26 protein-coding genes and 7 pseudogenes are annotated in these 26024 nt (G+C 61.0%); 22 read left to right on the top strand and 11 right to left on the bottom strand.

The genetic code is table 11. The features are described 5' to 3' along the window. The first annotated feature begins 32 nt into the window (after positions 1 to 32). The 6 genes and pseudogenes from P6U27_RS26125 (at position 33) to P6U27_RS26100 (ending at position 2848) form a co-directional block, all read left to right on the top strand. Positions 33 to 305, top strand: coding sequence for a hypothetical protein (locus P6U27_RS26125; RefSeq protein WP_407192807.1), 273 nt, complete (start codon positions 33 to 35; stop codon positions 303 to 305). A 348-nt stretch (positions 306 to 653) separates the two neighbouring features. Next, positions 654 to 1235 (top strand): annotated as a pseudogene (locus tag P6U27_RS26120) (transposase); the annotation flags it as partial. After that, positions 1234 to 1751 (top strand): annotated as a pseudogene (locus P6U27_RS26115) (transposase); the annotation flags it as partial. The pseudogenes P6U27_RS26120 and P6U27_RS26115, both read left to right, overlap by 2 nt. A 120-nt stretch (positions 1752 to 1871) precedes the next feature. Further along, positions 1872 to 2121: pseudogene (locus P6U27_RS26110) on the top strand (transposase); the annotation flags it as partial. A gap of 168 nt (positions 2122 to 2289) precedes the next feature. Then, positions 2290 to 2415 (top strand): annotated as a pseudogene (locus tag P6U27_RS26105) (IS256 family transposase); the annotation flags it as partial. A gap of 70 nt (positions 2416 to 2485) precedes the next feature. Further along, a complete protein-coding gene (locus P6U27_RS26100) occupies positions 2486 to 2848 on the top strand; it encodes a helix-turn-helix domain-containing protein (RefSeq protein ID WP_283809899.1) in 363 nt (120 codons plus the stop codon). Positions 2849 to 2885: 37 nt separating this feature from the next. Here the strand turns inward: P6U27_RS26100 and P6U27_RS26095 are convergent, their stop codons facing one another. Together P6U27_RS26095 and P6U27_RS26090 are read right to left on the bottom strand one after the other, a co-directional pair. After that, positions 2886 to 3050 (bottom strand): hypothetical protein, encoded by a 165-nt coding sequence (locus P6U27_RS26095; RefSeq protein WP_407192806.1) that lies wholly within the window; start codon positions 3048 to 3050, stop codon positions 2886 to 2888. Between the two features lie 85 nt (positions 3051 to 3135). After that, positions 3136 to 4368 (bottom strand): outer membrane protein, encoded by a 1233-nt coding sequence (locus tag P6U27_RS26090; protein ID WP_209295173.1) that lies wholly within the window; start codon positions 4366 to 4368, stop codon positions 3136 to 3138. A 377-nt stretch (positions 4369 to 4745) separates the two neighbouring features. On the opposite strand from P6U27_RS26090, the gene P6U27_RS26085 reads away from it, so the two are divergent. Then, the gene (locus tag P6U27_RS26085) at positions 4746 to 4961 is read left to right on the top strand and encodes a hypothetical protein (protein WP_145987030.1); all 216 of its coding nucleotides are present in this window, start codon (positions 4746 to 4748) and stop codon (positions 4959 to 4961) included. Between the two features lie 120 nt (positions 4962 to 5081). Continuing rightward, positions 5082 to 5408, top strand: a complete 327-nt coding sequence (locus P6U27_RS26080) for a hypothetical protein (RefSeq protein ID WP_209295174.1) — start codon at positions 5082 to 5084, stop codon at positions 5406 to 5408. Positions 5409 to 5603: 195 nt separating this feature from the next. Here the strand turns inward: P6U27_RS26080 and P6U27_RS26075 are convergent, their stop codons facing one another. Continuing rightward, complete coding sequence (locus P6U27_RS26075) at positions 5604 to 5996, bottom strand: LysR family transcriptional regulator (protein ID WP_407192805.1); 393 nt, start codon at positions 5994 to 5996, stop codon at positions 5604 to 5606. Between the two features lie 310 nt (positions 5997 to 6306). On the opposite strand from P6U27_RS26075, the gene P6U27_RS26070 reads away from it, so the two are divergent. The 4 genes from P6U27_RS26070 (at position 6307) to P6U27_RS26055 (ending at position 12832) form a co-directional block, all read left to right on the top strand. Next, complete coding sequence (locus tag P6U27_RS26070; protein WP_122404551.1) at positions 6307 to 6600, top strand: hypothetical protein; 294 nt, start codon at positions 6307 to 6309, stop codon at positions 6598 to 6600. A 734-nt stretch (positions 6601 to 7334) separates the two neighbouring features. Then, positions 7335 to 9164: a glycoside hydrolase family 15 protein gene (locus P6U27_RS26065; protein ID WP_122404550.1), complete on the top strand. Its 1830-nt coding sequence runs from the start codon at positions 7335 to 7337 to the stop codon at positions 9162 to 9164. 9 nt (positions 9165 to 9173) lie between these two features. Continuing rightward, entirely contained in the window at positions 9174 to 10046 is an 873-nt protein-coding gene (locus tag P6U27_RS26060; RefSeq protein WP_122404549.1) for an SDR family oxidoreductase, read from the top strand. 167 nt (positions 10047 to 10213) lie between these two features. After that, positions 10214 to 12832 (top strand): MMPL family transporter, encoded by a 2619-nt coding sequence (locus P6U27_RS26055; protein ID WP_407192804.1) that lies wholly within the window; start codon positions 10214 to 10216, stop codon positions 12830 to 12832. 34 nt (positions 12833 to 12866) lie between these two features. Here the strand turns inward: P6U27_RS26055 and P6U27_RS26050 are convergent, their stop codons facing one another. Both P6U27_RS26050 and P6U27_RS26045 read right to left on the bottom strand, forming a co-directional pair. Then, a complete protein-coding gene (locus P6U27_RS26050) occupies positions 12867 to 13970 on the bottom strand; it encodes a S1C family serine protease (protein WP_244607719.1) in 1104 nt (367 codons plus the stop codon). Between the two features lie 145 nt (positions 13971 to 14115). Further along, on the bottom strand, positions 14116 to 14562 hold the full coding sequence (locus tag P6U27_RS26045; RefSeq protein ID WP_244607718.1) for a hypothetical protein: 447 nt from the start codon (positions 14560 to 14562) through the stop codon (positions 14116 to 14118). 153 nt (positions 14563 to 14715) lie between these two features. Here P6U27_RS26045 and P6U27_RS26040 point away from each other — a divergent pair, with 153 nt between their 5' ends. The 5 genes and pseudogenes from P6U27_RS26040 to P6U27_RS26020 all read left to right on the top strand — a co-directional run. Then, positions 14716 to 14928: a hypothetical protein gene (locus P6U27_RS26040; RefSeq protein ID WP_122404547.1), complete on the top strand. Its 213-nt coding sequence runs from the start codon at positions 14716 to 14718 to the stop codon at positions 14926 to 14928. Between the two features lie 674 nt (positions 14929 to 15602). Beyond that, complete coding sequence (locus P6U27_RS26035) at positions 15603 to 16100, top strand: DUF4118 domain-containing protein (RefSeq protein ID WP_209295177.1); 498 nt, start codon at positions 15603 to 15605, stop codon at positions 16098 to 16100. Beyond that, complete coding sequence (locus P6U27_RS26030) at positions 15991 to 16659, top strand: sensor histidine kinase (RefSeq protein ID WP_209295178.1); 669 nt, start codon at positions 15991 to 15993, stop codon at positions 16657 to 16659. The genes P6U27_RS26035 and P6U27_RS26030 overlap by 110 nt, the downstream gene beginning before the upstream one ends. A 48-nt stretch (positions 16660 to 16707) precedes the next feature. After that, positions 16708 to 17103 carry a hypothetical protein gene (locus P6U27_RS26025; protein ID WP_244607717.1) on the top strand — a complete coding sequence of 132 codons (396 nt, stop codon included), beginning with the start codon at positions 16708 to 16710 and terminating at the stop codon, positions 17101 to 17103. Next, positions 17100 to 17225, top strand: a pseudogene (locus P6U27_RS26020) (DNA ligase); the annotation flags it as partial. The gene P6U27_RS26025 and the pseudogene P6U27_RS26020, both read left to right, overlap by 4 nt. Before the next feature lie 72 nt (positions 17226 to 17297). On the opposite strand, the gene P6U27_RS26015 reads toward P6U27_RS26020, so the two are convergent. The 6 genes and pseudogenes from P6U27_RS26015 to P6U27_RS25990 form a co-directional block, all read right to left on the bottom strand. Continuing rightward, positions 17298 to 17897, bottom strand: a complete 600-nt coding sequence (locus tag P6U27_RS26015; RefSeq protein ID WP_312016178.1) for a DUF1097 domain-containing protein — start codon at positions 17895 to 17897, stop codon at positions 17298 to 17300. Then, the gene (locus P6U27_RS26010) at positions 17833 to 18837 is read right to left on the bottom strand and encodes a GTP-binding protein (RefSeq protein WP_122404543.1); all 1005 of its coding nucleotides are present in this window, start codon (positions 18835 to 18837) and stop codon (positions 17833 to 17835) included. Before P6U27_RS26010 ends, P6U27_RS26015 begins: the two co-directional genes overlap by 65 nt. A 373-nt stretch (positions 18838 to 19210) precedes the next feature. Continuing rightward, positions 19211 to 19490 (bottom strand): annotated as a pseudogene (locus P6U27_RS26005) (ATP-binding protein). Between the two features lie 26 nt (positions 19491 to 19516). Beyond that, positions 19517 to 19663, bottom strand: coding sequence for a hypothetical protein (locus P6U27_RS26000; RefSeq protein WP_244608067.1), 147 nt, complete (start codon positions 19661 to 19663; stop codon positions 19517 to 19519). Continuing rightward, positions 19630 to 19881, bottom strand: coding sequence for a histidine kinase dimerization/phospho-acceptor domain-containing protein (locus tag P6U27_RS25995; protein ID WP_244608030.1), 252 nt, complete (start codon positions 19879 to 19881; stop codon positions 19630 to 19632). Before P6U27_RS25995 ends, P6U27_RS26000 begins: the two co-directional genes overlap by 34 nt. Before the next feature lie 313 nt (positions 19882 to 20194). Then, positions 20195 to 20911 carry a LysR substrate-binding domain-containing protein gene (locus P6U27_RS25990; RefSeq protein WP_407192803.1) on the bottom strand — a complete coding sequence of 239 codons (717 nt, stop codon included), beginning with the start codon at positions 20909 to 20911 and terminating at the stop codon, positions 20195 to 20197. 353 nt (positions 20912 to 21264) lie between these two features. On the opposite strand from P6U27_RS25990, the pseudogene P6U27_RS25985 reads away from it, so the two are divergent. The 5 genes and pseudogenes from P6U27_RS25985 to P6U27_RS25965 all read left to right on the top strand — a co-directional run. Further along, positions 21265 to 21462, top strand: a pseudogene (locus P6U27_RS25985) (GntR family transcriptional regulator); the annotation flags it as partial. 165 nt (positions 21463 to 21627) lie between these two features. Continuing rightward, positions 21628 to 22776: a PLP-dependent aminotransferase family protein gene (locus tag P6U27_RS25980; protein WP_245163356.1), complete on the top strand. Its 1149-nt coding sequence runs from the start codon at positions 21628 to 21630 to the stop codon at positions 22774 to 22776. 268 nt (positions 22777 to 23044) lie between these two features. After that, a complete protein-coding gene (locus P6U27_RS25975) occupies positions 23045 to 23572 on the top strand; it encodes a cupin domain-containing protein (RefSeq protein ID WP_312016200.1) in 528 nt (175 codons plus the stop codon). A 155-nt stretch (positions 23573 to 23727) separates the two neighbouring features. Continuing rightward, complete coding sequence (locus tag P6U27_RS25970) at positions 23728 to 25068, top strand: acetamidase/formamidase family protein (protein ID WP_407192802.1); 1341 nt, start codon at positions 23728 to 23730, stop codon at positions 25066 to 25068. A gap of 62 nt (positions 25069 to 25130) precedes the next feature. Next, complete coding sequence (locus P6U27_RS25965; RefSeq protein WP_164937164.1) at positions 25131 to 26018, top strand: metal ABC transporter substrate-binding protein; 888 nt, start codon at positions 25131 to 25133, stop codon at positions 26016 to 26018. Positions 26019 to 26024: the final 6 nt, after the last annotated feature.

The following is a 26024-nucleotide window of genomic DNA, read 5'->3' as shown; positions in this document are numbered from 1 at the left end:
TCATTCGTCAGGCCGAGAAGGATATTAGTCGCTTGCGCGCCGAGCTCGAGCTCGAATACTGGGCGACCGTGTCGGAGAACGAGGCCGATCAGCGGTCGCGCCATGTGAGCAAGCGAGATTTCATCGCGGTCGCTGCCGAAGAGCAGCAAAAGCTCCAGGCCGAGATCGCCCGCCTCAAAAATTTGCTCAACGAGCACGGCATCGATGATCGTCCCGACTCGGCGTCCATTCCGCAGCCTCAGACCTGGCCGGATGTCGATGAGGATTGGGATCCGGGGGCGTCCTCGTTGCCTGGATATCATTAGCGGGGGCTTCGCCGACAGGCTGAGGCCATAAAAAAAGGGATTCCGCGGAGCCCGCGTTCAAGATGGTCTATTCATTGGCGAGTAGGGGCGAAATGCAGATCTTGGATTGCGAGATTTCCGCCAAGTCTTTAGTCAGAGCGGCGCGATCCGACCCTTCTTGTGCGCGGGCGACACTTAAGGATGGCGGGCGTCCGGGCGGCTTTGCTCTACCGAGCTACACCACCATAAGGGGCACGACCCGGTGGATGGTAGTGTGCGGGAGGTTCTGCAAAAGCTGAGAGGCTGAAGCGGTCATGGTAAGTCCGGTGATTGCGAAGATCACCGCTCGTAGAGGAGCTTGGACCCGCCATGACCGTGACGAAGATTAGGACGGATGTCTCTGCAGTCAAAGAGTTGTTGAGGTCGGACAAGGAGTTCCTGAAGCCGCTGATCCAGGGTGCGGTGCAGGACATTCTCGAAGCCGAGATGACGGAGACGCTGGGTGCGGAGAAAGGGGAGCGCAGCGAGGGGCGGCTTGGCTATCGCTCCGGCTACTATTCCCGCTCGCTGATCACCCGGGTCGGCAAGATCGAGCTGAAGGTGCCGCAGGACAGGCAGGGACGGTTCTCGACCGAGCTGTTCGAGCGCTACCAGCGCTCGGAGAAGGCGCTGGTGGCGGCCTTGGCCGAGATGTACGTGCAAGGGGTCTCGACCCGGAAGGTGAAGCAGGTCACCGAGGAGCTGGTGGGCCATGCCTTCTCGGCCTCGGCGATCAGCGCGATCAACAAGCGGCTGGATGCGTCGCTGAAGGCGTTCTGCGAGCGCAAGCTCAAGGAGCCGTTCCCTTATCTGATCCTGGACGCCCGTTACGAGCGCGTCAGGGACGATGGCATCATCGCGAGCCAGGCGGTGCTGATCGCGATCGGGGTCGACTGGGAGGGCCGGCGACGCTAAAGTCTACGGCGCGCTCGAGCGGCGCGGCATTGATGCCCTCATCCCAGCTAAAGCCGAACCAATCAAGAGTCGCGTACCGCTCAGACGCTTCCGGTACGATGCCAAGAACGACATCTTGAAGTGCCCGCGAGGACGTATCTTGCGCCCGGCGCGGCCCATCAAGCACGGCCGTTTCTTTTACTCGAAGGCGAAGGATTGCGCCCGGTGTCCGCTCAAGGGCGATTGCCTATCCAAAGGGCGGGTTAACAAAGCGGTCGTTGTCGGTGACCATATCCGGCACTGCTGCGCGCCCGCCGCCGTCGCGAGCGATGGAGTAAGCAGGATCGACGTCTGTATCAACGCCATCGCTGGCGCTCAGAGGGCTTCCACGGCGAAGCCAAAACTTGGCATGGACTGGCGCGCGCCATACGGCGCGGTCTACCGAATATGAAGATCCAGGCCTACCTGACGGCCGCTGCCATCAACCTCAAGCGGCTGGCAACCGCTCTCCTTGCGTTTATTCTGTCTTGGATTGTCCCTCATAATGCGTTTGCGGCTTCAGATCGCACCGTGGCGCGAGCTTTGACGCGAGGGCCATGATAGGGCCGATCGCTGCATCGCGCGAAATCTATTGGTCACTTCTTCAACGACCCCTATGTGCACTTCCTCAGGAACGCGCTCGACTATGTGCCTCGGAAGGTCGATGACGATTGCCTGCTGGAGCTCAGATGGATGTACGACCGGCGCGACCTCTCGGAGGTCCGGCGCGATCTGGCCGCCTGGCTCGGCAAATGGGGCGGCAAGTACCCCAAGCTCACCGGCTGGGTGGAAGAGAACATCGAGGAGACGCTCACCTACTTCCGCCTGCCGCTGGCGCACCGCAAGCACATGAAGTCGACGGATGAGATGGACAAGCGATTTTTACGGATGAGATGGACAAGCGATTTTTAATGATCGCCCCGATGACGATTGGGGAAATCGCGTCCATTCTTTTGTTCGGCCGCGGCGGGGCCATTCTTCCGTCCCGGCCACCGATCTCGCAGCCGCCGCGCGCAGGGTCGGTCAAGGCTGGCCGCGTTTGCGGCTGGTGCGCGCCTTGACCGTCGAGCGTCACGAGACCTGGCTCGAGGATCATCGCTATCTCAACATGGACCTGCTCAAGGAACACAAGAAGGAGGCGTTACGCCAGGCGGCCTGACGATGCTCAGGCCCACCAAGGGGATGCACGCCACCCCTCTCCGCCGCCGTCGCTCGCCAGCGCTGCGCTTTTGGGCAAGCGAGCGACGGCGGCTCCGAGGGGATGGCTCCCGCTCGAACATATCGATACATGCTTCTGTGAGCCCGATTTCAACGCACCAGCTCTCGCCACCAAGCTCGGCATTTCTCCCCGTTATCTCCACCGGCTGTTGGAGCGCTCCGGCCTGTCATTCACCGCAAGAGTCAACGAACTGCGACTGCAGCGCGCGCACAAATTGCTGGCGGAGCAGTGTAGCAGCAAGCGCGTGTCCGACATAGCTCTCGTCGCCGGCTTCTCCGATGTCTCCTATTTCAACCGCCTGTTCCGGGCGCGTTTCGGCGACACGCCGCGCGAGGTGAGGCGGCGTGGGGTACGGCAGGACGATAGAGAGTAAGGCCTCGGAACCTGTTGCGGCCGCCATCGGCGGGCGGCTAGAGCCCCGCCGTCGGATTGAAGAGATAGTTCACGCCCAGCTTGAACAGGTTGAGCTCCTGGGTGACCGTGTTGGTCGTGACGATCGTTGACTTGAGCGTGCTGCCACGGAACGTCTCGCTGAATGGCCCGGCGAGCGTGAAGTTCTGCGCCATCATGCGCACGTAATCATACTCCCCCTTGATCGACCAGTTGCTGTTGAGCGCGTATTCGGCTCCGCCACCCAGGACAACGCCGGAGTGAACCGCTCTACCGGAAAGCGCAACGGTATCGATGATCGGCGCGCCAAATCCCGCGATTGAGCTGCCGGCCAGTTTCACTGGCAACGGCGAGCCCGCCTTTGCCGTAGACCAGAAGATGGTCGCTAATGGCAAACCCGGCGCGCCCCGTGGCGAGCGCCAGCCAATCGATCCTGCTGTTGAGACTCGTGGTCGCGGTGCCGTGTAGGATCGGGAAAGCAAAGGTCTGGCTGCCCTTGATTCCCGTCCACATCAATTCGCCTTCGACGCCGAGGACAACGATTCCGGACTGGATGTTCGCGCCGCCATCGAGACCACCGAGCCAGCCGCGGAGATCGTAGCTGCCGCTGCCAGTAACGTCCGGGGTGGTCTGGTCGGGCCAATCATTGCGTCCGAAGCCGTATCCGCCCTCCACGCCGACATAGGCTCCGGTCCAGTTTGTTCCGGACGCTGCGTTCACCGCCGGGTATTTTGGATCGATCGCGGGCGCGAACATTCGGTAGTTCGCGCCGACTTTGACGAGGTGGATCGCATCCTGCGTGATGGGCTGAGGGAATGACGTGGGAACCGTAATATTCAGGGATGTTGATGTCCCGCTCAGGGTCGGCGAAGCGGTGCCGAAACGCAGATAGTCATAATCGGCTTTGAGCGACCAGTTACCCGTCAGCGCAAATTCGGCGCCGAAGCCTGCCATGGTGCCCCAACGGTATTCGCCGGCGCTGGTGCTGGCACCAACCGGGCCGAAGCCGAGATCCCCAGCGGCAGTGAAGGCGTGGCGTTCCCAGGCTCCCGCAAAGCCGCCCTTGGCGTAGACCAGCCAGTGGTCGGCGGCGAGTCCGAGCCGGCCAGCGGCGGTCGCGAGGGCCTCGATCCTCGAACGTCCCGTTCCGACGAGCGTGAATGCCGAAGCGGTGTACGGACTGTTGGTCTCCGACCCGCTGATGTTGGCCCACGAGCCGTCCAGTTCGAGACCGAAGACGAAGCTTGCGATCTGCTTATTGATGCCGATTTGGGCGCCGGCGAGCGCGCCGCCGGTGGCGTAGTTGAAGGGTGGAAAAGAGCCCAACCAATCATTCATGCCGCCGCCATAGCCCGCGTGCAGGCCGACATATACGCCGCTCCAATCGATAACGGCAGGCGCGGGCAGCCCAGCCTTGACCGGCAAGTCGGCGGCCAGAGCGGAAGACAGGGGAAGCGCTGCCCCGATCACGATCAAAGTCGCTTGCGCTCGGGTCTGGCCCATGCCCGTCGCCCCGAAAGGATTCCCTTTGCAAGATGCAAGGCCGATAACGCTGACCTCGCCTGGGACGGCCGTAGCATGCGCGTTGACGGGCTTTCTTGGACTCGCGAGAGCTGACGAGCACGAAGTGTGCTCAATGGTCCAAACGGAGCGCCGTCAGGCGCTGAAATGCCATCGCATGTGGCTCACGCGACACAGCGAGGCTTGGCAAGAGGGCAGTACTCGCGCTCGACGATTCGCTGCGCCACGGCGCACAATCTAGAATGAGACTTTTGTGCATCATGCGGTCTCGCCCGGCCGTTCCCTCGAGTCCAAGAACCAGAGAGAGCACTTTGATACCTTGCGGCGGTTTTCGCTTTCCCATTTGGAGCCTCGAAGCCATGTCTGCACATAACGATAGCTTTTCGTTCTCGACCGGAATCTCCATTGCCGCCTCGCACGTGCCAGTCTTGAGCGAGCTGATCGCGAACGACCACGCTTATCTCCTGCCGCCGCCCACTCACTTTGCGCCCACCGAACCCTGCTTTCCCGTGATCGAGCACCTGTTTGGCGAGGTGGTCGCGCCTCCGCCCGGGGACGGCTGGCTCTTCACGTGACTGGGTCAAGCATGGCTCTCGACGAAGCAAGGCGGTCATGCCCGCTTGCCGCATCGGAAAGGAGCGGAGAACGTAGCCTTGCGCGACCCGGATAGAGCCCACGAGCACGAGCTTTTCGATATGACCGATGTCAAGAACAAGGCCAGGTTCAGGGCCGCAAGCCATCCGACACCTGGAGGCCTGCCGCAGCCGACACTCGCCCAAGCGATGCTGATGGCCGTGGCGATCGCCTACGGCCTGCACGCGCTGTTCATGTCCGGACCTGCGATGCGCGCGGCAGCTCGGGAGCAGCTCGAGCGCATCGTCGCGGACGAGGATCGCGACGTCTGTAGTCAGTTCGGCATTCGCCCCGGGACCAGTCAGTTCGACGTCTGCAGCCGCGAGCTGGCAAGCGTCCGAAAGAAACAGGTCGAGCGCGACAACGCGGCCGCGCAGGGAATTCCATAGTGATCCCAGTGTGGATCCGGGCGCATGAGTTGACCTGGGTGCTCGGTCGCCGTGCGAGGCGAAACGCAACGCGCATACTGACCGGACTTGTTTCGCTCGTGTCCGCGCAGTCTATAGCGGGCGAACTGCCACAGGAGATCAGGGTGGCGATCGAGAGGATCGGGCCGGTGATCAACGCGCCGGACACCGCCAGGCTCATCGCACCTCTGCAATAAAGGAGCCGTATGCCGGCGTGCGGGTGACACACGACGAGAAGTACGGCGCCGACGAGCGCAATCGCCTCGATGTGCTTCGGGCCGAATGAATCCGCCTCGCTGTTGCCCGTGCTGCTGTTCGTTCACAGCAGCGGCTACGAGCGGAAGACAAGCACGCGCGGGCAGCCCCTTCTACGAAAACGTGATGCTCTGGGCGGAAACGACGATCGGCGTGAACATGATCTATCGCTTGGCCCCTGCGAATCCTCGGCCGGCGGCCGGACTTCGGCTCACGCTCCAGATCGGAAATGCCGCGGCTGACCGCCGACGGCGTTAGGTGCCTGGTCCGCGCAGCGGACGCGAAGCTGCCCGCACCGGCAGCACGGACCAGCATTCAGGCCGCGACTGCGATCCACGACGCATTCCCATCCAACCAAGGCATCCATTCGTGATAATAACTCACGACTAAGTTTCAACCAAGTTGCTCGACGCCATCGACCCCGCCGCCTAGGCTGCACCTCGAAACTGCCCTGTGGGAGACAATGATGAGGACGCCGGTGTTTGCTGCAATAGCCGCGTTGGCCGCCACGATAGTGACAACGTCCAGCCTTGCTCAGACCGCTTCAATGTGTAGTGGCCTGGCAGACGCTGCGGCTTGGGCAGAAAGCCGGGAGGCAGTGACCGCAGCGCCACGGAATCACAAGGTGATTTACGAAACGGCAAACCTGCGCGTGTTGGAGGTGACCGTTCTTCCCGGTGAACGCGAAGCCTCGCATCACCATCGATGGCCCAGCGTGATGGTGGTGGACTCGCGTCCGACCTACACCAATTATGACAAGGACGGTAAGGTGTTCCAATCGGTCGTGCAAGGGCAACAATCTGTCGAGTTGCCGCTGATGGTGCGCCTCCCGGCTCAAGCTGAGCATGCGATCGAGAACACCGGCAACAAGCCGTTCCACGCCATCCGCATTGAATACAAGCGGTTGTGCGACCAGTGACTTGGAGAACGCTCGTTAAGAGGAATGCCCGACTCGCTGCCGCGGCTCGGTGGCATCAGCGCCCCATGCCCATGCGGCAGCGAAGCCGAGTGCGTCGCTGCGGGCGGCAAAGGCAACGAACTTGAGTCTACGGCGCAGGCTCCCACGAAGCGGGAGCGCGCCTGATATGCGCGTTCGCAGAACAGGAGGCGATGAAAATGTTGCGGCGACAACCAACGGTCTCGCGTTCGCGTGGCGTTTGTCGGACGTGGATTTTCGTGCCGCACGACGGGCGCGATTCGTCTTCTTGTCTCGGTTTGCGCTACGGTACTTGCCTGCTCAAGCGCCGCGCGGGCGGAGTGGCCCGACCGCCCGGTGAAGCTGATTGCAACGTTTCCGCCTGGAAGTGCCAACGACGCCGCGGCTCGGATATTCGCGGACGCGCTTTCGAAGAAATGGGGCAAGCCCGTCGTCGTGGAGGATAAGCCTGGCGCTGAAGGCACCATCGGGGTGGGGTCCTTCGTCTCAAGCCAGCATGACCACACGCTGCTGTATACCGTTGCAGGTTCGGTAACCGGGGGCGGCGGCACCGAAGGACGCGCCACGAGAAGCGCGAAGACGGATGACCAGACAAGGCGGCCACCTACCCGCCGCTCTTAGCGTCGGACCTGCCCTTCGCCGAAAGTCTATGCCGCCGAAATCCCTCAGCCGGAACCCAAGGGCGAGACGCCCATTGGTCCGACTGGGTACGTTGAATGGCTCGGATCGAAGACTACGCGTTGATCGGCGATTGTGAGACCGGAGCCCTGGTTGGGCGCGACGGGTCGATCGATTGGCTCTGCCTCCCTCGTTTCGACTCCGATAGCTGCTTCGGACGGCTCCTCGGCAACGAAGAGAACGGATACTGGAAGCTTTGCCCGGTCGATAAACATCCAAGCGAGCGCTGCTACCGGCCCGGGACGCTGGTCCTAGAGACGGTCTTCACGACCAACCAGGGGCGTGTCCGCCTCATCGATTTCATGCCTCCAAAGACAGACGTTTCAAAGGTCGTGCGGATCGTCGAGGGCCTCGAGGGCAAGGTCGACATGCGCAGCGAGCTGGTCGCGCGCTTCGACTACGGCATCAGCGTTCCGTGGGTCAGTCGCATTGAAGACGGAGCGCTCAGCCTAGTTGCGGGGGACTCGATGCTGCTGCTCAGAACCGAAGCGCCCATGCGCGGCGAGTCAATGAAGAGCATCAGCGCGTTTTCGGTCAAGAAGGGCCAGCGCGTCGCTTTCGTTCTTTCCTATCAGATTTCGTACCAGGAGCCTGCGGCTGCCGAGGATCCAAGCGCCCTATTGGAGGCAACGGAGCGCTTCTGGCGCGATTGGTCCAGTCGCTGCGAAGCGGCGGGCGCCTACTCCGAGGCGGTTCTGCGGTCGCTGATAACCCTTAAGGCGCTGACGTTTGCCCCGAGCGGCGGCATGGTTGCCGCGGCGACCACCTCCCTTCCCGAGCAGATCGGGGGCCCAAGAAACTGGGATTATCGGTTCTGCTGGGTGCGCGATGCCACGCTGACCCTCTTGGCCCTCATGGGAGCGGGCTACTACGATGAGGCGCGGGCCTGGCGAGATTGGCTCGTCCGCGCGGTGGCGGGAAGCCCCAAGCAACTCCAGATCATGTACGCGGTCACGGGCGAACGCCGACTGATCGAGTGGGAGGTGCCGTGGCTCTCAGGATATGAAGGTTCGAAGCCGGTGCGCATCGGAAATGCGGCGCACACCCAGCTTCAGCTCGACGTCTACGGCGAGTTGATGGACGCTCTCTATCAGGCGCGCCGCGGCGGCCTTCATGAGAACAATCGAGCATGGGCGATCCAAGGCGCCCTGCTCGATCATCTCAAAGACATCTGGACCGAACCGGACGAAGGCATTTGGGAGGTCCGCGGCGGCGCAAAGCATTTTACCTACTCGAAGATCATGGCGTGGGTCGCCTTCGATCGTGCCATCAAGTCGGCGGCCGAATTCGGCATGCATGGGCCAGTACAAGAGTGGGAAGCACAACGCGCCGCGATCCACGAAGATGTGTGTCGGCACGGTTACGATGAACGGCTGCAGAGTTTCGTGCAGGTGTATGGCGAGCCGCAGCTCGATGCCAGCCTCCTGCTCATTCCGGCAGTCGGATTCTTGCCGCCCGATGATCCGCGCGTGATCTCGACCATCAAGGCGATAGAGCGGGAACTGCTCCAAGACGGCTTCGTCCGGCGGTACGACACTGGCGCGACGAAGGACGGACTCCCGCCCGGTGAAGGCATGTTCCTCGCCTGCAGCTTTTGGCTCGCGGACGCGTATCACCTCACTGGCCGCGACGCGGATGCCAGGGCCTTGTTCGAGCGGCTCCTGGCGCTGCGCAACGACGTTGGACTTCTCTCAGAAGAGTACGACGTCGCACGAAAGCGTCTCGTCGGAAATTTCCCGCAAGCGTTCTCGCATATCGCGCTGGTGAATACCGCCCATAACCTTACGCACCGCGAGAAGCCCTCTGAGCACCGCGGCAGCAAGAAGCCAGTTCCCAGCAAAGGACAGCAGGCGCAGAACTCGCTTTAGGAGGCAACCATGGCAGAGACCACGATCGACCCGACAGCGCCAGCCCTCCCCGGCGAGCGTCCTCGAACCGCAGCCCGCTTTCCGGTCGTGCTGGAGGGCCAGCCAGCCCTCGTCACCGGCGCAAACTCAGGCATCGGCCGTGCGGTGGCCTTGGGTCTCGCCGCCTCTGGCGCCGACGTCGTCGTCAACTACGTCGTGGACCCGCAAGCGGCTGAAGACGTGGCCCACCGGATCGAAGCGTTGGGCCGGAAGGCGATGACGGTCAGGGCGGACGTCAGCAGTGAGGAGGACGTCCAGTCGATGTTCGCCAGCGCTGTCGAGCACTTCGGCACGTTGCACATCGTGGTGAACAACGCCGGCTTGCAGCGCGATGCCCCCTTCCACGACATGACCCTTGAGCAGTGGAATAAGGTCATCGGCGTCAACCTGACCGGCCAGTTTCTCTGCGCCCGGGAAGCCATCCGCGAATTCAAACGCCGAGGTGTCGTGAAGCACATCTCCGTCGCGGCCGGCAAGCTCATCTGCATGAGCTCGGTCCATCAGGAGATACCCTGGGCGGGGCACGCGAACTATGCAGCCTCGAAAGGCGGCGTCATGCAGATGATGCGAAGCGTGGCCCAGGAGGTGGCTCCGCTCGCCATTCGTGTCAACGGGATTGCGCCGGGCGCCATTCGCACGCCCATTAACCGGCCGGCCTGGGAGACCAAAGAAGCCTACGAAAGCCTGATGACCTTGGTTCCTTATAAGCGCATAGGAGAGCCAGACGACATCGCCCAGGCTGTCGCGTGGCTGGTGTCGGATGCCGCCGACTACGTCACAGGCGCAACACTATTCATCGACGGCGGCATGATGCTCTTCCCCGGCTTTGCGACCGGAGGCTAGGTCGTACCGCTGATGCGCATGTCTCGGCCGCCTCGAGGCCTGAGTTCCCCGACATGCCGGCAGCAACCGGCGACCGCTTCGCGCGTTACGCATCTGCTTCCTGGGGATCGGGTAGAGGGAGTTTCGGCTATTCCAACTGGCAAGCGCTTGCACGATAAACGAGGCAAATGACTCAAGCGGTCGTCAACATCGTCGATCTTTGCGTCCGCCGCTGGCGAGTCACCATCCTCGTGGGAGCGCTCTTGCTAGTTGCCTGCGCGTTCTACGCCGCAACGCGGTTTTCCATCAACACGGATATCCAGACACTCGTCTCGCAGAACCTTCCTTGGCATCAGCGCCAGGTCGAGCTCTCGAAAGCGTTTCCGCAAAAGGGAATCTCCGTCGTCGTGACGGCGACGACGCCGGAAAATGCTGACGTTGCGACCGACGAGCTTGCCCAAAGGCTGAAGGAAAATCCGGGGCTGTTTCGCGACCTCGTCCAGCCCGACAGCGGCGAGTTCTTCGAGCGCAATAGCCTGCTGCTTGGCTCGACCGCAGATGTGCAACGGACAGCCGAGGGGCTGTCTCGTGCCCGCCGCTTCCTGGAGGCCCTTGCGGCCGATCCGACCTTGCGCGGCGCAGTCGACGTACTGGGCTCGGCTGCGCAGGCCGTTGCGGCAGGTCGACTGAAGCTCGAGCAGCTCGGCTGGCCACTTTCGCTCACGCGAAAAGTCTTGGATGGCGTCCTCGCCAACAAACCTGCATTCTTCTCCTGGCAGGAGCTTCTGCAAGGGCACGCTCTGGCCGAAAACCAATCGCGACACTTCATCGAAATTGCCCCGAAGCTCGACTTCAAAGCACTTCAACCCGGCCGGGCGGCAACCGAAGCAATCCGGAAGGCAGCCTCCGATCTTCAGCTGAAGCAGCGTTTCGGAGCTGAGATCAGCCTCACGGGCGAGGTCCCGATGAATGACGATCAGTTCTCGGTGATCCGCTCCAGCGCGGTGCGCGACACCCTCACGGCGTTGATTGGCGTGCTGGTGATCCTTTGGCTTGCACTCCGTTCCTTCAGGCTCATTGCCGCGGTGTTCTTCAGCCTGGCTGTCGGGCTCGCCGCAACCGCCGCTCTGGGACTTCTCATGGTTGGCTCCTTCAACCTGATCTCGATTGCGTTCTTTGTGCTGTTCGTCGGACTCGGCGTCGATTTCGGCATTCAGTTCAGCGTGCGTTATCGGACCGAACGGCACGAGCTGGATAACCTCCGTCACGCGCTGCGCTGCGCCGCCCATAAGGCGGGCGCGCCGCTGGCGCTCGCGGCGGCCGCCACCGCGATCGGCTTTTTTGCTTTCTTGCCGACTGACTATCGCGGTCTGTCCGAGCTCGGATTGATTGCCGGCTTCGGTATGCTGATCGCTTTCGCCTGTAGCATTACGTTAGTACCGGCGATGCTGACCGCGCTCAATCCGCCAGGCGAATCCGCCGCGGTGGGCTTCAAATGGCTTGCGCCGGTCGACGCATTTCTGCAGCGCCACCGCATCGCGGTGATCGTTGGCACCATTCTTGTCGTCTTAGCCGGCACGCCACTGCTGTTTCACCTCCCGTTCGATTTCAACCCCGTCGACCTTCAGAAATCCAATTCTCCATCGGTGGTCACCTATCGGAAGCTGCAATCGGAGCCCGAGACCAACGGAAACGATGCCAAGGTGCTGGCGGGATCGCAACAGCAGGCGGATCTGATCGCTAAACGGCTTTCGTCGCTTCCGGAGGTCGCGCGCGTGATGACGCTGACGAACTTCATTCCAACCGATCAGGAGCAGAAGCTCGCTGCCATCCATGCCGCCGACCGCGCGATCGGGCCAGCGCTCAATCCACGCGGCAAGAGGCCCGCACCGAACGACGAGGATACCGTGAACGCGCTTCGCAGCACGGCACAGACGCTCTTGAAGGTGGCAACCGGCGCTAGTGGCGCGGTGGGGGACGACGCACGCGCCGTCGCTTCGCAACTCGATCAGCTGGCAAGTGCCTCGGCCGACATTCGCCGCAAGGCCGATGCGGCGGTGGTTCCCTCCCTGAACCACGATCTGGACCGCCTTCGCAAGACTCTTTCGGCTCAACCGGTGACGCGCGAACGCCTCCCTGCCGACCTGGTCCGCGACTGGCAGTTGCAAGACGGTCGCGCGCGGGTGCAGGCGCTCGCCAAAGGCGATGCCAACAACGTCGACGTGCTGCGAAAATTCGCCGAAGCTGTTCTTACCGCCGAGCCTGCCGCTGCGGGGGCCGCGGTCAGCTATTACGAGTCCGCCAGAACAGTAACCCGCGCTTTCGTGGAGGCTGGAATCATGGCTCTGGTTGCGATCGCCATTCTCCTCGCGATCGCTTTGCGACGCATCACCGACGTCCTGCTCACGCTGATCCCGCTGCTTGTCGCGGGGGCGCTTACGCTGGAGCTGTCCGTCCTGCTCGGTCCGCAACTCAATTTCGCCAATATCATCGCGCTTCCGCTGCTGCTCGGCGTCGGGGTGGCGTTCAAGATCTACTACATCATGGCTTGGCGCGCCGGCAAAACCGGACTGCTCCAGTCGACATTGACGCGGGCCGTGGTGTTCAGCGCCATGACTAATGCGGCGGCTTTCGGCAGCATGTGGGCCTCCAACTACCCGGGCATGTCGAGCATGGGAAAGATGATGGCGCTGGCGCTCGCCTGCACCATGGCCGCCGCCGTGCTGTTTCAGCCGGTTCTGATGGGGCAACCACGGCAGATCAAACCGCATGCGGAGGTGCCTCCATTGCGCGAGGCGGCGGAATAGCAGCCCGGTGAATGGATTCGAGTGTGGACAGCGTTCATCGCTGGGCCAGCTGAGAGACGTCAGCGATGGACAACTTGACGCTGCGGGTTTGTCCTGCGCGGTCGAGGGTCAATTCGATCTGCTTGCCGATGCCCTCATCTTCAAGGATCGAAGTCAATTCTTCCATGCTGTGGACGGACTTGCCGTTCACTTCGGTAATGACATCCCCGATCACTCCGTCCTCACTCACGCCTTCAATCCCGGCTTTAGCGGCCGGAGAGCCAGGCAAGGTTCGGAGGACGATGACGCCGTCAATTCCGAGACTTGTTGCCTCGCCCTGCTTGGCCGCCACGATGCCGACCCCCGACAAGGGAACGTGACCACTACGGATCAACTCGGCTGCGACGCGGTTGACGATGTCGACAGGAATAGCGAATCCGATTCCGGCCGATGCGCCCGAGCCGGAGATGATCGCACTGTTCACACCGATCAGTCGGCCGGCACTATCGAGCAGCGGACCGCCGGAATTTCCCGGATTGATGGGCGCGTCGGTCTGGATCATCCCCTTCACCTCGCGCGCAGTCACCGATGGTAGGGTTCGACCAAGTGCGCTCACGATCCCAGAGGTCAGAGTCTGGTCGAGACCGTAGGGGTTGCCGATCGCGAATGTGCTCTGGCCTACCTGCAGATCTGCCGAACGGCCGACAGCAATCGGATGCAGTGCCGACCTTGGCCGCTCCAATTGAAGAATAGCGAGGTCGTAGTTGGGAGCGGCGCCGACGACATGCGCCGCGACGAATTCGCCTGACGTCAGCCGAACCCCGATGTGAGCGGTGCCGCTGATGACGTGATTGTTCGTGATCACATGCCCCGCGAAATCCCATATGATGCCTGACCCAGATTGCACAACACTGTCCTGTTCATCGGAAAACACGGACGGGCTAGGCCTGCCACGTGCAAACACATGCACGACGGACGGAGAGACCTCCTTGAAGAGGCGGACAGTCGCCTGCTCGCTGGCGGCGAGCTCGGCGCGAGGTGTTACAGTCCGAGGAGTAGAGGCAGAAAACCAGAGTGCAGACAGGTAGGGCTGCATCACCCAGAGGGTTGCCAATACGAGCAACCAAACAATCACCACGCGCAGGAAACGAATGGGCACGTGACGCCTCCTTACAGGACCCCCCTCCCTTTTGCGACCGTTTAGCGCGTCTGGCGATGGCTCAGTGCCTCTCGCAAATGACGTGACGCGCTTCTGGGAACAGGGGTCGGGTGAGGCCGCACGTACACCGCGGCCTCACGCGACCTTACTTTTGCGCTCCGGAACCGTTGGAATTGCCGGGCGCGGCGCTGCCCGCACCCGATCCCACGGTGCCTGAGGAGCCGCCCGACGTCATGGCCTCGAAAACCGACATGCCATGCGGACCAATCGTCATCACCACGGGATTCCCGTCCTTCGATTTTGCCTGCACGACGAAGGACTGGGCCACGACCTTCACATCGGTAAAGCCTGCGGCTTGGAGATCCTTCCTGATGCTCTCGATCGCCGACTTGTTTTGGGCACCGCCATTGGACTGGGCAGCATCGGCGGGGCTCTTCTGATCGTGGCTGGCGGACGCTGCGTCCATCTGCGAGCTGTTGGCGGGCGCCGTGGTTTGGGCAAAGGCCGGGACCGCGAAGCAGGTGAACAACGCAGCTGCCATAGCGAGTGTTTTCATGGAGCTTCTCCTAAATTGATACGCGTTCGCGCTCATGCGGCTTCCTGAGCCGCAAATCAGAGAAGCGAGCTGCCGGTCTGATCGTTCCAAACACACCACAATTGATGACCGCGCTGTTCGCGAGATCGAGGCGACGCCAATAGGAACGCTTCTTTTCTCGGCGCCTTCTGATTTTGAGGAGAAACTGGCATGACCTATCCGAACGACAATCGACCTGTCGGCAACCTGAATCGGCGAAACAACTGGGGAGGTTGGGCTGCTTTGGCCATCTGCGTGATCGTGATCATCGTGGGTGGGTTTTACTATTCAGGCCGGCACAACACGACCGCATCGAATCAAAGCGCGCCGCCAGCAACGACGACAGGATCAAACGAGACTGGTCCAGCAGCGCCGAAGAAATAGCGGCAACAGCGCACGGATCATCGGCCACATGACGGGGCGGCAGCTCCAGCGACGGCCCGGCTATGACATCGACATCGAGAGGGTGCTTCGGGCCTACGCCAAGCGCGACGCCTGGTCGAGATCAACGCCCACCCGTGGCGCCTCGACCTGGATTGGCGCTGGCACCAGGCGGCGCTCGAATTCGGCCACATAATGATCATCAAATCCGGACGCGCACTCGATTGCCGAGCTCGACCGCATGCAACTGGGGCGTGAGATGGCCGGGGAGGGCGGCGTACCCCGGAAAGGGTGCTGAATGCGATGACCTTGCTCGAATTTACGCGCTATCTCCGCCAGAGGAGGCACTCGCTCTCTCGGGCCGCCTGATGGCGGCGGCACGCGATATCCCGCTCGAGGGGCGAGAGAGCGGTCGCCACCGATCAGGGCTGGTTGCGCCGTCCACGCAATCGTCGGGCGGCCAAGCGCTTTCGCGTCAAATGCCAATTGATCCAAGTGCCGCCAAATCCTTGGTTTGAACCGATTGCGCCCTTTGAGTTCGGCATCTTGTGACGGGGGTAGCAGCCGCCCGTGCCCGAGCGAGTCCCAATCGCAAGCCCTGCTTTGCGAGCGATTGAGCTCCAAAGGATACAGGCGCTCCCGGCGCGCGTGCTATGGTCCGATTAGGGCTTTGTCGCATGGTAGATCGCCTGCGACGCGAGCCGCTTGAAGAGACGTTCGGAAACGGCCTGACAGGTTCGGAACATCGAGCTTGGAAGGCACGTTCTTCCCGAATGGAAGCCTTTCTGCACCGCCTCTTCACGGCCAGGTCGGACTTTCCGATCTGGGTGCGCTACACGTTGACGCTCGGCCTGGTTGGCATCGCGTTCTTCGCCCGGGTGATGCTGGACGATCACCTGCGCTCCTACCCCGTTCTGCTCTTCATCCCGGCCATCTTCCTGTGCTCTGTCCTCTTCGACCGCGGCAGTGGTATCCTGGCCACCGCGGCAGGGGCCGCGCTTGCTGCCGCGTACTTCATCCCGGGCCCCCCCATCGTCTGCGGCGATCCCGCTCGTCCTATTCGTCTTGACCGGCATCTGCATTGCGGCCGTCACCGAGCTCCTGCGGCACACTCTGCAGAAGCTTGCCGAAGCCAACCGATATTCGGAAGTTCTGCTGCAGGAGCGCGCGCATAGAACGCGGAACGACCTCGCCACCATAGTCTCCGTCCTTAGGCTTCAAGCCCGCTCGGCGACGGACCCTGCGGTCCAGGCAGCAATTGCCTCAGCGGTGAGCCGGGTGGACGTGGTCGCCAAGGTCCACGACCGTTTGCGCGATACTGCTGACAGCAACCGCATCGACCTCGCAGCGTACATCGAAGCGCTATGCGGAAGCCTCGCCAATTTTCATCGTGGCGTACGCACGATCTCGATCGGTGTCCACTGCGAGAACATAGAGGTGCGGAGCTCGCAGGCGGCGTCGATCGGGCTGATCGTGAACGAACTGGTGACGAACTGCTTCAAGTACGCCTTCCCCGAGGGACGCCGCGGCGCGGTGGAGGTGGACGTGCGCGCCAAAGACGACAGCATCCTCGTGACCGTACAGGACAACGGTGTCGGTTGTCCGCTCGAAGGCAAGAGCGGGCTCGGCACGCGCTTGATCAGCCTGCTGGCGTCCCAGATGAAAGGGGCCGTGACGAGAAGGCCTCTTTCGGAAGGCTGCGAGGTGCAGGTTTCACTCGCGCGTGACGCATGAGCGCCACAGGACGATGCTCGCCGCGCCTAAAACGAGATCATGCGACGTATGTTCCGTTACCAGGAACCACCGGCAGGCTGCCGTCGTTCTTCTCCCGGAGGAGCATGCATGAACTTAAGAAGGTCGATCGAAGGACTCGGTCCCTACCCGTCGCTCTTCTTGCTGGCTCTCCCGACAGCTACCGTAGAGCCCCTGAAGCTCGTCGCGGCAGCGGTGGCAGGAGAGGGCCATTGGATCACCGGGACGGCGATGATCGTGGCGTGCTACGCATTTAGCCTCCTAGTGGTCGAGCGGCTTTTCGTGATCGTGAAACCGAAGCTGCTCACGATCTCTTGGTTCGCGAAACTCTGGAAAGCATTCGTTTCGGCTCGAGCGCGCCTGTTCGGGGTCTTCCATGTCGGCAGCACCGAGAGAATTGTCGATCGGCAATCGGCTTCGAAATGAGCCGAAAGTCAACGCTCCCTAAGCGCTTGCAGCCGATGCTGGCCACGCTCACCGATGCCCCTTTCGTTGATCCTCATGGGGTGTTTGAGGACAAGTACGACGGATTTCGGATGGTCTGCGAGTGATATCGGATCGAGCCCTTCAAGGCCGCCGAGATAGTGCTGCAATTTCATAAGCGGTTTCCCCTCGCTTGATTAGGCCGTAGCCCGGCGCGTGGCCAGAACGTCGGCGAACTTCTCGGAAACGAAGCCGAACGCGGCTCCGACCAGTATGTAAAATGCTGCAGTCAACGCCGGGTTAGTGATACTCGCATCCGTGATCGGACTTCCCGTAGCGGCGACCGTTCCGACGGTCGAGGCAAAGCCGAAGACGATGGCGGGCGGAAATCCCAATGCCCGATGGGAGGAGGCGAGAATCATCGCGCCACTGCCCAGACCGACGCTCACTGCGGCAAACGCGGCCGACCCCGGAGCCGCCGCAATGGCGAGCAGGCAAAAGCTGGATATGATGACCCCAATCCAGTTCGACGCGACCGATTTGACAAAGCCCGCCGACGTGCCGCCGCAAGCGAAGAACGAAGCCCAGGCGATGAATGTCACCCAGACCGGAATGGGCAGGACGGTTGCAGTCAAGTAGGTGTCCACACCACCGAGCACGGCGATGCTTATCGTTAGGGCGAGCAGGGGCGTCATCGTCATTTTCTCCCGTTGAAATTGGATTGGCGGGTCGCTAAGCGACCAGACTTGTGCCGGGTCGAGCCAAATCGGCGATGCCGCTGCGAATTTGAACAGCATCGAGCCCTCTTCCGATGAAGACGATCGCGCTGAATCGAGGCTCGTTCGCCGCCCAAGGCCGGCCCGGTCTACCCTCAAGCGTCATATGGACACCGTGAAACACCCAGCGCCGCGCTTCCCCTTTCAGCCAAAGAATGCCCTTCGAGCGCAGTAGCGTTTCGCCGTTCTGTTGAACAAAGGCGTTTAGCCACCGGAAGAAGCGCGGGCCGTCCAGCGGGCGATCCTCACGAACCTCAACGCTGACGACGGAGAGATCGTGCTCGTGCTCGAATTCGGAGAGCAGCAACGGTTCGATGGCCAGGCAGTTCTTCAAGTCGAAGGCCTTGACGTCGATGATTGAGCCGATGTCGACGCGGCCGTTGATGGCCGAAACGATGCGCGCCATCGGATTGATGCCTCGAACAGTTGCTTCGCGTGCGGCAAAAGCGGAAGCGTCAACCAGATCACGCTTGCTGATCACCACGACGTCGGCGAACGCGATTTGCTCCGCGGCAACGTTTTCGCCCGAGCTCTGGTCGGCGAGCCAATGGTCGATATGGACAGCATCGATTACGGTGACGACCGCATCGAGCGTAGTGGCGTCCGACAGGGTTTCGTCGACGATGAAGCTTTGAATGACGGCTGCGGGATCGGCAAGCCCGGTCGTCTCGATGAGGATCCGACGGATCGTTTTCTCGCCGGAGAGCAAATTGGTGATCGTTGAAACGAGGTCCTTCCGGACGGTGCAGCAGATGCAACCGTTGTTGATCTGCAGGATCTCTTCGTGGACGCCGACGACCAATTCAGCATCGATACTGATCGATCCAAACTCGTTCACGATGACGGCGGAATCCGCCAATAGATCGCTTTCGAGCAGTTGGTTGAGCAGAGTTGTTTTCCCCGATCCCAGAAAGCCGGTTAGAACCGTGACTGGAATTTTCCGCGATGATGTTGTTGGCATAGCTCGCTCTCCCTACGTTGGCAGGACGCTAGGTTTGGCGTTGGCGAGTCACAACAGTCCCTGACGCGAGAATTCGGCCAAACAGGTTCAAAGCAATGCAGCATGCCGGGAGTTGCTCAATTCCGCTTCAGATGATGCCTAAAGAAGTGGCGCGATATCACCCCTAGTCATCGCGCGAACCGTAGCTCGGAACGTGGGTCGAAGGACGGAATTCGCGTTAAGAAGACGGTGCGAAAGCTCGAGCCGCTCGGCGTCGGATTCAAAAGGGAAAATCGTCGGTTAGAATCGCAAGCTGGGTGACCAGGCTTCTGCCATCGTAGCAACAATTGCGTCTGCTTGACGTCGGACATGCACACCCGGACCACCATCATGCTCAGCGGTATCCCTCTCCTGGAGGTAGAGCGAACTGAAACAAGGCGCCCCGGGGGTCATTCGTGCTCGCCCAAAAACGTCCGCCGTGTGCTTCGACGATCGAACGACAGATCGACAGCCCAGCCAGATGCTTTGGTTGTGTAGAAGGCCTCAAAAATGCGTTCGAGTGTTGCCGGCGTAAATCCAGGACCCGAATCTCGGACGGCCACAAGCACGTCATCCGACTCTGTTTTGGCCGTGGTGATCTGCAATTCTCGGGCACCATCGCTGACGCCACTCATGGCTTCGATGGCGTTTATGATGAGATTCAGCACGACTTGCTGAGTTGAACACGATCGCCACGAATGAGAGGCAGGCCTTCGGGCAGATGCGCGCTCACGGACACGCCATTCTTGGTCGCCTCGCTGCGGGTGAGTTCGATCACTTCGCGGATCGGGCCGTTGATCTCCAGCAAGTCCTGCCGGGGGGCACTTTCTTAATGATATCCCGGATCCGTCCAACGACCTCGCCGGCTCGCGCGGCATTCCTGACGACCTGGGTGAGCAACTCCCGCACCTCTCCAAGATCTGGCGGCTCGCGTCCGAGCCAGCGCAAGGCTGCCTGCGCACGGATGACCGCAGCCGTGATCGGCTGGTTTACCTCGTGGGCGATTGACCCTGTGATCTGGCCCATCGTCACCACGCGATTTGCATGCGCCAGTTCCGCCTGCACTTGCCGGTACCTGCGTTCACTTTCGCTCGCTGCAAAGGGGTCGCCCACCTCTTTCCGTCAGTTCGCGAGTCGGCGATGGTCCGCTCGAGTGATCCGACGACGGTGATCCGAAACTTTCTCCGGGGCGCCCGCAGTGCAAGCACGCAAGCCGAGCCGACAGCGCCGGGTATGCCGCCGTATGGCCGGCAACTCGATGATCGCCAGATCGCAGCGGTGCTCAACTACGTGAGAAATAGCTGGGGAGCTGCTTCTCCTGCCGTTGAGGTGAAGGATGTCACCCGAGTTCGGTCAGAGACGGCATCTCGCGCCGACTGAGATTCGGCCGGACCGGCACGATGCAAGCGCCTTCCTCGGCAGCGACGAGGCCGACCGCAATCTGAAGCTCGCGCGCTTCATGTGCGATCCGGGGTTCGAGTCCGCGATCGTGGAAGAGTGCGATGACCTGATCGGCGTAGCCCGGGCGGGGCGCGCGGGGATAGAGAATGAGGCGCTCTTCGGCGAGTTGCTCGAGCGACACAGGACCGCTCTGCTTATCCAACGGATGATCCATCGGCAGGGCCGCCACCAACTGCTCTTCGCGCAAGATGATGCGACGAACCTCGTCATCGTCGAAGCGCACGCGTCCAAAGCCAATGTCGATGCGGCCTTCCTTGAGGGCGGCGATCTGTTCAAGAGTGACGAGTTCGACCAGATGGAGCTCGACCTCCGGCGCCGCGCGGCGGAACTCCCGGATCAGTTCGGGCAGGTGCCCGTAGAGCACCGAGCCCACGAATCCAATAGTGAGCCGTCTCTTCTCGATCTTGAGCGTGCGCTTCATCATCGTGCGCATCTCTTCGACACGCGCGAGCACCTGGATCGACTGTTCGTAGAAGAGCCGCCCCGGCTCGGTGACCTCCCGCTTGCGAAAATTGACGAAGCCCAGGCTGTGGTCGCACACGGACCCGGTGAACGAATCGTCGGGTTTGATCGTGACTTCCCTTGGGTCGCCCATGCTCTATCCGACTGACCAATGTACGCGTCCGCCAGGAATCGCGACTCCTGTCAGCTCGCGCAATTCCGCGATGAGCCGATCCTGGAATTTTTTGCGGCCGGATAGGACCGGAAGATGGGATCGGAAAGCTCGCTCTTACGACCGGTAGGTAACGCTGGTCGATGCCGGCTATCGGGACTTGGGGAGGGATTGGTCTGTAAGTCCATGAAATCTTTGACGGGACTTCGCTTAGCGCCGGCCATGAGGGGCTATTGCATAATATTGCATGTCACCTGATAATCTTGCATTATGATGCATATATCGGGCTATTTCCGTGTTTACACGGACCAAAAGCAACTCAAAGCGAGCAGTCCATGGGCAGTCGCATGCTGGAGCCGAGGTTCGCAAGCCTTCGGGTAGATCCTCAAAAAAATAGGCCCCTTCACAAACAACTCTGTGACCGGATTAAACAAGCTATTGCGTCGGGGTCTCTGCCACCGGGAACGCAACTCCCATCCTCACGTAGCTTGGCGTCTCAGCTCTTCATTTCTCGCGCCACCGTCGAACTTGCCTACGGGATCCTGGCCAGCGAAGGGCTCGTGATCCGCCGAGGCGCCGCAGGCACGCGGGTTGGATCCTGTCCTCTCGGCCAAACTCCACGGCAGTCGCCTCGGTTGCCGCGCCCGTTGCTGCCCGGGTTAGCCTCGGAAGCTGCTCAAGCCCCGCGCCTTTTCCAGATGGGCCTGCCGGCACTCGATGCATTTCCACGCAAGCTGTGGTCACGACTGGCGGCGAGTCATGCGCGATCTCTCTCGTTTTCCAAGATGGTCTACCAGGGTGCAAGCGGCTATCCGCCCTTGCGGCAGGCAATAGCGAATCGCTTGACGATCTCTCGCGGCATCTCATGCAGCGAAACCCAGGTGTTTATCACCGCGGGATTCCTGGGCGCCTTGACATTGATCGGGCGGACTTTGCTTGCGGCCGGCGATAAGATGTGGGTCGAAGACCCGGGATTTCCGCCGGCGCGTCATGCATTAGAACTAGCCGGCGTCGATCTCGTTCCGGTTCCTGTTGACGGCGATGGGATTGACGTTTCGGCCGGGATCGCACTTGCTCCGGCAGCTCGCCTCGCTCTTGTCACGCCGGCAGCCCAGTTTCCGCTAGGAATCGCACTGTCGGCCGATCGATGGTCACAGTTGGTCTCTTGGGCCACCGCAGCGAAGGCTTGGATTGTCAACGACGACTATGACGGCGACTTCAGTCAATCGGATCGCTCGCTGCCCGTGCTCAAGCATCACGATCGAGCCGAGCGGGCGCTGCATGTCGGTTCGTTTAGCAACCTTCTATTTCCCGGACTGCGGTTGGGCTACCTGGTCGCGCCGATTTCGCTGATCGGCGAGTTCGAGAGTGCATCAGCACTGTGGCCTACGCAGCAGTCGCTACTTGATCAGATGGTCGTCTCGGATTTCATCACTCAGGGCCACCTGGGCCGCCATCTGGCGCGGATGCGAAGATTGTATAGCGAGCGGAAGCTTACCCTCGTCGAAGCGTTGAAAAACGTCCTAGGCGATTCGATTCACGTAGCGGAAACGGGAAGCACTCACCTGGTGTTGCATCTGCCTGCAGATACTGATGACGTTGCTTTAGCCAATCGGGCCCGAGCGCTGGGATTGGCGATAAACGCGCTATCCCCAATGGGTTTACGCACCAGGACTGGTCCGGGCTTGCTGTTGGGGTTCACAAATGTCCCCGCCGACATAGCCCAAGAAGCGACCCAACGATTGAAACGCGCCCTTTTCACGTCGGACGTGCGGAGGCCGCCTCACGGCCACGCGTCCCCCTCCAATCGCATAGCAACGCCGATTGCGTCTCCTTATCCGACATAAGTTGGCCAGGCCCAACCGCCGACGCGATCATAGTTCGCTGGTGTTGCAAATAGATTGGACCTGCTGTCGCGGCGCCCATTGCTATTTTGGAAATGTTGTTGCGTGGACTGAACGATTGTCAGTCTGCGCCGTCGTGTACCAAGCGAGCCAGTGAGCACTTGGTCTGGTTCTTTTGGTCATTCTTGGCCATGGCCTGCGTTGCAGGCAGTACTAAACCTCAGACGTCCATGAGGTTCTCGCAAAATGCGTTCAGCGTGCTTTGCGCATCGTGCTGAGAAGCGAACCTACCGGTCAAGCCGCAACGATCTGCGCCTGGCGTGCGGTCGCTCGGCCCTACACCCATTTTGAGAGAAAGCCGACGATGTTATCATTTTCTCTTCCTAAGAAGATTCACCTTGCCGGTCTTACGACGGTAATCGTTCTCGCGGCAACCGCCGCGTTGTCGCAAAACGCGAACACGCCAGCTCGGGGGCGCTCGGTCACGCAGGTGCGCACCGAAAAGCTGCCAGACATCAAAAACAAGGTTCTGACCGCCGTCGTTGTCAATTACCCTCCCGGCGGCGCTTCCAAGGCGCATCACCATGACGCGGATGTCTTCGCCTACGTACTCTCCGGTGAAATCCGGTCGCAAGTCGAAGGGGAAGACGCGAAGATCTATCACGCCGGCGAAAGCGTGTTCGAGCCTCCAGGCGAACACCACGTGATTAGCGAGAACGCAAGCAAGACCGAGCCAGCGAGCATGTTGGTTGTTTTCGTGGCGAATGACGGCGCCGAGCTAACAACATTCGACAAATAGCAAGTGCGGATCAGGTCTTTCGAATTGCTTTCGACCGCAGGACCAGAGGTTCCAGCAGCTTTTGGAAGGAGCGCGTTCGTTATTCTTGGCGGTGCGACGTATCGCCAACGGCCGAGAACTCAGAAAGATAAGCACAGCTATATAGGGGGAAAGGGATGACTTATGGCACTCTTGCGGCCAGGCTGGTGGCGCACGCGGCACCAATGCTGATCGTTGTAGGACTCGCGTCGTCTGGTGCTGCCGCGCAGAGCGCCGGGTCGATCACGCCGGCCGGCGATGCTACAGCGTCCGCGCCGCGTTCAACCGGCGGTGCAGTGATAAGGCTTCCCGGGACAGCTGATACGACTCAGTTCGGATGGTATGACAACGCCCAGCGTCCAGTGCTCCGCATCCGATCGGGCGATACGGTAGCAATGGAGACGTTGATCCACGGGCATCAGCAAGTCATGCTGGACCTCTCGATCGAGCAAATGACGCAGCGCGCGAAATCGGAACAGGCGGAATCGCCGGGTCGAGGCCCTCACTCAATTACCGGGCCGATTTATGTCGAAGGCGCCAAACCCGGCGATACCCTGAAGGTCCATATCGGTCGAATAGTGCCGACGTCATACGCCTTGAATTTCAATTATCCTGGCTTTGGAGGCGCGTTTCCCAGCCGGTTCTCTCAAGGTCAGGTAAAATATTTTTATTTGGATATTGCCAAGCAGCAGCTGGAATTCGCGCCCGGCATCTTCGTTCCGTTGCGACCATTTCCTGGCATCATCGCCGTTGCTCGCGCGGCACCTGGCCCCTACAGCACTGTGCCTCCGGGCCCCTTTGGTGGGAATCTCGATATCAACGAGATGGTCTCAGGTACGACGCTCTACCTCCCGGTATTCGTAGATGGAGCGTTGCTTTGGTCGGGGGATTCTCACGCGGGGCAGGGTAACGGCGAGATCAATCTGACAGCCATCGAGACCGCGTTCAAGGAGCTCGATCTCACGATTTCGGTGCTCAAAGACATCAAGCTGACTTGGCCTCGCATTGAGACACCCACGCATTGGATCGCTATCGGATACGACCGGGATCTCAACGTCGCGTTTAATTTGCTGCAGGAGCAAACGACCGAACTTATCGCTGGACAGAGCAAAGTGTCGTCCGAGGTTGCGCGAAAGCTCATGTTAGCAAATTGGGACTGTCGCATTTCCGAAGTTATCAATGTTCTCAAAGGGACATACTGCATGATTCCCAAGGCGACGAACGTACCGGCGCCACAGCTGCCCCGCGACGACAACCCGGACTACCTTGTCACGTATGCCAAAGATACTGATTTGAACAAGGCGATGGATACGTCTTCAATGGCCATGGTCGACAAGCTGGCAACCGAGAAGCATCTAACACCACTTGACGCCTATTCGCTCGCGAGCATAGCCATGGACTGTCGGCTTGGTTCTCCTGAAGGTTCCGACCGCGAAGTGCACTGTCTGATGCCAAAAAGCCTGTGGGCGAAGCACTAGCGAGCCCGCTCATGGTTATGGCGAGCCGAGCACGACTAATCGCAATTGTGGCGCTCTGCGTTATGACCGCATCGATGCATGCAGCTTTTGCCTCCACGCGGATAGTCGTGGTGGCTACAACAAGCGATGTTGCAAGCCTCGCTTCCGCAGTCGGTGGTGACGTCATTGAGGTCAAGACCATTGTGCCGCCGGGGACCGATCCGGAGGCATTCGAACCTCGGGTGAGCGATCTCTCGACGCTAAGCGATGCCGATCTCATTGTTCGGGTCGGCTTGGGCTATGATCTCTGGATTGACAAGTTGATAATTCAACTGCATCGCCCGGAATTCCAAGCGGGGGGCGGGCGCTTGGTGGATGCGTCGATCGGGGTCCCGCTGCTGGAAGCGAGAGGCCGAACCCCCGTCACTGAGGATGGTCATGCGCACGGTCTAGGCAATCCGCACTACTGGCTTGATCCGGCCAATGCGGAGACCGTGACGGCGACCATAGCGGAGAGGATCATTCGGCTCATGCCCGCCGCTCGTGACACCATCGTGGCCAACCGGAATCGATTTCTCGCGACACTGCACGAGCGCATTGTGGCCTGGATGCAGCGGCTGGCGCCCTACCGCGGCGCGTCCCTGGTCGCCTATCATAACAGCTGGCCGTATTTCGCGCGCCGCTTTCATTTGAACCTTGTCGGCTTCATTGAGACGAAGGAAGGAGTCGCGCCGAGCGTCGCGCATCTCTCCTCGTTAATTGCAGAAATGGGGCAAAACGGCGTGCGCGCCATCCTGCAAGAGGCATATGAGCCGAAGAACTTCTCCGAAATGTTGTCGGCACGCACCGGCGCACCTCTTGTCGTGCTCGCGCCAACAGTAGGCAGCGTTCCGGAGGCAAGAGACTACCTGAGTCTCATGGACTTCAATGTTGGTGCTCTCGCACGCACGCTTGCGACGGGCAGCCACTGATCCGGC

Source organism: Bradyrhizobium sp. STM 3566, from assembly GCF_045571445.1.
Lineage (GTDB): Bacteria > Pseudomonadota > Alphaproteobacteria > Rhizobiales > Xanthobacteraceae > Bradyrhizobium > Bradyrhizobium vignae.
Note: the sequence above shows the minus strand (reverse complement) of the source record. Positions and strands in the feature narration are given on the sequence as shown.